Here is a 6,524-nt window from a genome sequence, read left to right as displayed (position 1 = left end):
TCGAAGCCTTCGTCGCTGCGCGCGATGCGGTCGCGCTCGTTGAAGCCGTACTGCTCGGCGATGAAGCGGTCCAGCGAGTCCGCCAGCATGCGGCGGTCTTCGGTGTGTTCGAAGTTCACGGTGCGCTCCTCGTCACAGGCCCAGGATCATCTTGGAGATGATGTTCTTCTGGATTTCGTTCGAGCCGCCGAAGATCGACAGCTTGCGGTTGTTGAAGTACTGCGAGGCCAGCGGCGCCGCCTCGGCCGGGCCGACGGGCGGCTCGCCGTAGCCCTCGTGCAGCGCGGCCTCGATGAAGGGCTGCGCATAGGGGCCCATCGCGCGGCGCGCCAGCGAGGAGAGTTCCTGCCGGATCTCGGTGCCGCGGATCTTGAGCATGGAGCTTTCCGCGCCCGGCACGCCGCCGCCCGCCACGGCGGCGATCACGCGCAGGTTGGTGGTCTTCATGTTCTCCAGGTCGATCTCCACCTTGGCCAGCCGGGCCGCGAAGAGCGGGTCTTCGGTCAGCGGCCGGCCGTTACGCTGCACCCTGGCGGCGATGCGCTTGAGCTTTTCCAGCGCCGCGACGGAAAAACCCACGCCCGCGATGTTGGTGCGCTCGTAGGTCAGCAGGTACTTGGCATAGGTCCAGCCCTTGTCCTGCTCGCCCACCAGGTTGGCGGCCGGCACGCGCACGTCGGTGAAGAACACCTCGTTGACCTCGTGTTCGCCGTCCAGCGTGATGATGGGCCGCACCTCGACGCCGGGCGAGTCCATGTCCACCAGCAGGAAGCTGATGCCCGCCTGGGCCTTGGCCTCCTTGTTGGTGCGCACCAGGCAGAAGATCATGTTGGCGTGGTGGCCCAGCGTGGTCCAGGTCTTCTGGCCGTTGACGACGTAGTGATCGCCGTCGAGCACCGCGGTGGTCTTGACCGACGCCAGATCGGACCCGGAGCCCGGTTCCGAATAGCCCTGGCACCACCAGTCCTCGCCGTTCAGGATGCGCGGCAGCCAGTGCTGCTTCTGCGCCTCGCTGCCGTACTTGATGAGCACCGGCCCCAGCATGTTGACGCCGAAGGGCACGATGCGCGGCGCACCGGCCAGGGCGCACTCGTTCTCGAAGATGAACTTCTGCACGGCGCCCCAGCCCGGGCCGCCGTACTGCTTCGGCCAGTGGTTCGCCAGCCAGCCGCGTTCGTTCAGGATCGCGTGCCACTCGGCCATGTCCTCGCGCGTGAGGCGCAGGCCGTTCTTCACCTTGTTCGACAGCCGCTCGGGTAGCTTGTCGCGCAGGAACTGCAAGACTTCGCCGCGGAAGGCTTCCTCTTCGGGTGTGAAGTTCAGGTCCATGACGGGCTCCTTCTTCAGAAGATCTCGAACAGGCCGGCTGCGCCCATGCCGCCGGCGATGCACATCGTCACCACGCCCCACTTGGCCTTGCGGCGGCGGCCTTCGAGCAGGATGTGGCCCGCCAGGCGCGCGCCCGTCATGCCGAAGGGGTGGCCGATGGAGATGGCGCCGCCGTCGACGTTCAGGCGCTCTTCGGGAATGCCCAGCTTCTGCTGGCAGTAGATGGACTGCGAGGCGAAGGCCTCGTTGAGTTCCCACAGGTCGATGTCCTCGACCTTCAGGCCGAAGCGCTCCAGCAGCTTGGGCACGGCGAAGACGGGGCCGATGCCCATTTCGTCCGGCTCGCAGCCGCCCACCGCCAGGCCGCGGAAGGCGCCCAGGGCTTGCAGGCCCAGGCGCTCGGCCTCCTTGGCTTCCATCAGCACGCAGGCGCTGGCACCGTCCGACAGCTGCGAGGCGTTGCCCGCGGTGACGAACTTGTCGGCGCCCTTCACCGGCGCCAGCTTGGCCAGCGACTCGTAGGTGGTGCCGGGGCGGTTGCAGGTGTCACGGTCGACCGTCACCTGCTTCTTGCTGACCTCGCCGGTCTCCTTGTTCGTCACCGCCATGACGGTGGTCACGGGCACGATCTCGTCCTTGTAGCGGCCGGCTTCCTGCGCCTCGGCGGTCTTGCGCTGGCTCTCGACCGAGAAGCGGTCCTGCGCCTCGCGGCCGATGCCATAGCGCTCGGCCACCACGTCGGCGGTGTCGATCATCTCCATGTACAGCTGCGGCTTGTGCTCCACGATCCACGGGTCCATGCCGGAGTTGCCGTCCTCGCGGGTGCGGATGCCGGAGATGCTTTCCACGCCGCCGGCGATCATGGCCGGCGCGCCGTCCACCACGATGCGGCCCGCCGCGATGGCGATGGCCTGCAGGCCCGAGGCGCAGAAGCGGTTGACGGTGGTGCCGGCGATGGACAGCGGCAGTTCGGAGCGGATCACCGTCTGGCGCGCGATGTTGCGTCCGGTGATGCCCTCGGGGTAGCCGCAGCCGAGGATGGCGTCCTCGATCAGCGCCGGATCGATGCCCGAACGCTCGACCGCGGCGCGCACCGCGAAGCTGGCCAGCGTCGGGCCGGGAGTGATGTTGAGTTCGCCGCGGTGCGACTTGGTCAGCGGCGTGCGGGCGGTGGAAACGATGACGGCCTGGCGCATGGACTTTCTCCTTGAGGAAGATTCGGGTTGAGCACCGCCCTCCCCGAGCGTCGGGGATGCAGTGCGGATTGGGTTGGATTCATACGGACGCGCGTTCAACCCCCACGATCCGTTCACGCTGAGCCTGTCGAAGCGCTGCGCGGGGCTTCGACAAGCTCAGCCCGAACGGTGGTTGTCGATCGAACGCAAATCCGACTCAGCCCTTGGGCTGGTTGAGACTAGAGAAGTCCCTGCCTTCGGCGACGAGCTTTTCCAGCAGCGGCGCCGGCTTCCAGAACAGCGGGTCTTCCTTGGCGAAGGCGCGGATGTCTTCCAGGATCTTCGGCAGGCCCACCGTGTCGGCATACTTCATCGGGCCGCCGCGGTGCCGCGGGAAGCCGTAGCCGTAGAGGAAGGTCACGTCCACGTCCAGCGGCCGCAGCGCGATACCCTCTTCCACCACCTTGGCGCCCTCGTTGACCATCGCGGCCATGTAGCGGCGCATGATCTCCTCGGCGGTGAATTGGCGCGGCGTGATGCCCTTCTTCTGCCGTTCGGCATCGACGATGGCGAGCACCTCGGGGTCGGGCTGGCCGATGCGGGCGCCCTCGGGGTACAGGTAGAAGCCGCGGCCCGTCTTCTGACCGAACCAGCCGCGCTCGCACACGCGGTCGGCCACCTCGACGTAGCGCGCCTTCGGGTCACGGGTGGCGGCGCGGCGCTTGCGCGTGGCCCAGCCGATGTCGCCGCCCGCGAGGTCGGTCACCTGGAACGGCCCCATCGGGTAGCCGAAGCCGCGCACCGCCTCGTCGATCTCGTAGGGGCTGGCGCCGTCTTCCATGATGTAGTCGGCCGCCTGCTTGTACACGGCCAGGATGCGGTTGCCGATGAAGCCGTCGCACACGCCGGCGCGCACCGGCACCTTCTTCATCTTCTTGGCGAGCGCGAAGGCGGTGGACACCACGTCGGCGCTGACCTTCGCCGGCACCACGATCTCCAGCAGCTTCATGATGTTGGCCGGGCTGAAGAAGTGCAGCCCGATCACGTCCTGCGGCCGCGAGGTGCTGGCGGCGATGGCGTCGATGTCCAGGTAGGAGGTGTTGGTGGCCAGCACGGCGCCGGCCTTGCACACGCGGTCCAGCTCCTTGAACACGGCCTTCTTGACCTCGATGTCCTCGAACACGGCCTCGATGACCAGGTCCACGTCCGCGAGCGCGGCGTAGTCGGTGGCGCCGGTGTAGCGGGCCATCACGGCGGCCTTGGCCTCGGGCGTCATGCGGCCCTTCTTGATCAGGCCGTCGTAGACCTTCTCGACGTTGGCGCGGCCGCGCTCGATGGAAGGCTGGTCGCGCTCGACCATCACCACCGGCAGGCCCGCATCCAGCGCCGAGACGGCGATGCCCGCGCCCATGGTGCCGCCGCCGACGATGCCGACGCTGTTCAGCGCACGCGGCTGCGCCGCCTTGGCTTCGGGCACCTTCGCCACTTCGCGCTCGGCGAAGAAGGCGTGGATCAGGCCGGCGCGCTGCGGGCTGTCGATGCAGGCGAGAAAGGCCTCGCGCTCCAGCTTCACGGCCTCCTCGAAGGGCTTGTCCAGCGTGTTCTGCACGGCCTCGACGATCTTCATCGGCGAGAACAGACCGCGCGACTTCTTCGCGGTGTCGGCCTTGGCGGCATCGATGGCGGCCTGCGCGGCGGCGCGGTCGGCCAGGCCCTGCGCGTCGCGGGTGCGGCGCACGCCGGCGCCCTGGGCCAGCAGTTCGTTCGCGTAGGCCAGGCCGGCGGCCTGGGCGTCTTCGCCGTCGGCGATGCGGTCCACCAGGCCCAGCGACAACGCCTCCTTGGCCTTGACGTGGCGGCCGCTGAGCATCAGGTCCAGCGCGGCCTGCGCGCCGGCCAGGCGCGGCGCGCGCACCGTGCCGCCGGCGCCGGGCATCAGGCCCAGCTGCACTTCCGGCAGGCCCAGCCTGGCGTCGGCCAGGGCCACGCGCCAGTGCGCGGCCAGCGCGATCTCCAGGCCGCCGCCGAGCGCGGCGCCGCGGATGGCGGCGACCACCGGCTTGGCGCAATCCTCGATGCGGTTGCACACCTCAGGCAGCGAGGGCGGCTGCGGCGCCTGGCCGAACTCGCGGATGTCGGCGCCGGCCACGAAGTTCGCGCCCTCGCCTGCGATCAGGATCGCCTTGACGCCGGCGTCCGCATCGGCCGCCTCCACCGCCTCCTTCAGCCCGCGGCGCACGGCCGAGGAGATGGCGTTGACGGGCGGGTTGTCGATGGTGATGCACAGCACCTCGCCGTGGCGGGCGCTGCGGATGACGGCGGCGGGCGCCGCGGCGGATTCGGTCATGGATATGTCTCCGGGCAGGGGATGGCCAGAACGGCCGGGGGCGATGCCGGGATTCTGGTCTGCCATGCACCACGCGACAATTGCGACCACGATTGACACACTGTCAAATACGATTTGACGATGGACCTGAACGCCCTGTCCCTGCTGGTCGAGATCATCGAGGCCGGCAACCTCAGCGAGGCCGCGCGCCGCCTGCGCATGAGCCGCGCCAACGTGAGCCACCGCCTGGGCCAGTTCGAGCGCTGCCTGGGCCAGCAGCTGCTGCGCCGCACCACGCGCCGCATCGAGCCCACCGAGATCGGCCTGCGCCTGTACCGGCACGGCTGCGCCATCCGCGACGAGCTGATGGCCGCGCGCGAGTCCGTCACCTCGCTCGGCCAGAGCCTGCAAGGCCGCGTGCGGCTCTCGGTGCCCAGCGGTTACGGGCAACTGGTCATGTCCGACTGGCTGATCGCCTTCAAGCGCAGCTACCCCGGCATCGTGCTGGATGTGATGTTCGAGAACCGCGTGGAGGACCTGATGCGCGAGGAGGTGGACATCGCGGTGCGCGTGATGTCCGAGCCGCCGCAGAACCTGGTGGCGCGCGACATGGGGCCGGTGCACTATGTCGCCTGCGCCAGCAGCGCCTGGGCGCGCGAGCACGGCATGCCGGTGGCGCTGCCGGACCTGCGCCACGTGCCGCTCATCACCTCGGCCGTGCACGGCCGGCAGCTGCGCGTGTCGGCCTACCTGGGCGGGGAACGGCACGAGGTGCTGCTGGAGCCGACGCTGATCTCCGAGAACTTCCTGTTCCTGCGCCAGTCCATCCTCGCCAGCCTGGGCGTGGGCATCGTGCCCGACTACGTGTTCGACGCCGAGCTGCGCGAGGGCGAGGTGATCGCCGCGCTGACCGAGTGGCGCCTCTCGATCTTCGGCACCCACATGTACATGCTCTACATGCCCGGACGGCACCGCACGCGGGCCATCACCACCTTCATCGACTTCATGCTGGCGCGCGCGCAGGAGGCGGGGCGGCGCGGGCAGTGAGGTCCTAGCCTGGAGACCATGCGATGAGCGAGAAGAAAAGGACGCCCCGGCCGCCGGCCGGCTCCTCCGCCGCCGGCGGGCCCGTGCTGCTGTCCGGCGGCAACCCGCAGATCCCCAAGGGCGAAGGCGACGGCCCCGTGCAGGCCTACATCGACGCCATGCCGGGCTGGAAGCGCGACCTCGGCCGCCGGCTCGACGCGCTGATCGTTCGGGCCGTGCCCGGCGTGCGCAAGGCGGTCAAGTGGAACTCGCCGCTGTACGGGGCCGGGGACCAGGGCTGGTTCCTCGGCATCCACTGCTTCGCGAAGTACGTCAAGGTGACCTTCTTCCGCGGCGCCTCGCTGCAGCCCCCGCCGCCGGGCGCGTCGAAGATGAAAGAGGTGCGCCACTTCGACATCCGTGAAGACGCGCCGCTCGACGAGGCGCAGTTCATGGACTGGGTGCAGCAGGCGAGCCGGCTGCCCGGCGAGCGCATGTGAGGGGCCGGGGCTGCTGGCAAGCGATCATGACTGGCCGTCAAAAACTCACATTCAGATTGACCCCACCCGTGACCCTGCCCGTGCGATACCCCTCGGGCTTCCACACCGGCGCGCCGACGAACACGTCGTAGCTCAGGCGCTTGAAGGCGCCGCGCACGCCGATCACGG

General features: G+C 69.2%; 5 protein-coding genes and 1 pseudogene. 2 read left to right on the top strand and 4 right to left on the bottom strand.

Annotation, left to right across the window (positions count from 1 at the left end; translation table 11 throughout):
* The 4 genes and pseudogenes from ACIY1X_RS23535 to ACIY1X_RS23520 all read right to left on the bottom strand — a co-directional run.
* A pseudogene (locus tag ACIY1X_RS23535) lies at positions 1-119 on the bottom strand (pimeloyl-CoA dehydrogenase small subunit); the annotation flags it as partial.
* A 13-nt stretch (positions 120-132) separates the two neighbouring features.
* Positions 133-1,329 (bottom strand): acyl-CoA dehydrogenase family protein, encoded by a 1,197-nt coding sequence (locus ACIY1X_RS23530; protein WP_399685340.1) that lies wholly within the window; start codon positions 1,327-1,329, stop codon positions 133-135.
* Between the two features lie 14 nt (positions 1,330-1,343).
* Entirely contained in the window at positions 1,344-2,525 is a 1,182-nt protein-coding gene (locus ACIY1X_RS23525) for an acetyl-CoA C-acyltransferase (RefSeq protein WP_399685337.1), read from the bottom strand.
* A gap of 196 nt (positions 2,526-2,721) precedes the next feature.
* Positions 2,722-4,851: a 3-hydroxyacyl-CoA dehydrogenase NAD-binding domain-containing protein gene (locus tag ACIY1X_RS23520; RefSeq protein ID WP_399685335.1), complete on the bottom strand. Its 2,130-nt coding sequence runs from the start codon at positions 4,849-4,851 to the stop codon at positions 2,722-2,724.
* Positions 4,852-4,971: 120 nt separating this feature from the next.
* On the opposite strand from ACIY1X_RS23520, the gene ACIY1X_RS23515 reads away from it, so the two are divergent.
* Both ACIY1X_RS23515 and ACIY1X_RS23510 read left to right on the top strand, forming a co-directional pair.
* Positions 4,972-5,877 carry a LysR family transcriptional regulator gene (locus tag ACIY1X_RS23515; protein WP_399685332.1) on the top strand — a complete coding sequence of 302 codons (906 nt, stop codon included), beginning with the start codon at positions 4,972-4,974 and terminating at the stop codon, positions 5,875-5,877.
* Positions 5,878-5,900: 23 nt separating this feature from the next.
* Positions 5,901-6,356, top strand: coding sequence for a DUF1801 domain-containing protein (locus ACIY1X_RS23510; RefSeq protein WP_399685329.1), 456 nt, complete (start codon positions 5,901-5,903; stop codon positions 6,354-6,356).
* Positions 6,357-6,524 lie beyond the last annotated feature (168 nt).

The organism is Xenophilus sp., assembly GCF_044462705.1.
In the GTDB taxonomy this organism is placed as follows: domain Bacteria; phylum Pseudomonadota; class Gammaproteobacteria; order Burkholderiales; family Burkholderiaceae_C; genus Xenophilus; species Xenophilus azovorans.
The sequence above is the reverse complement of the archived record's forward strand: the minus strand, read 5'-3'. Positions and strand labels throughout refer to the sequence as shown.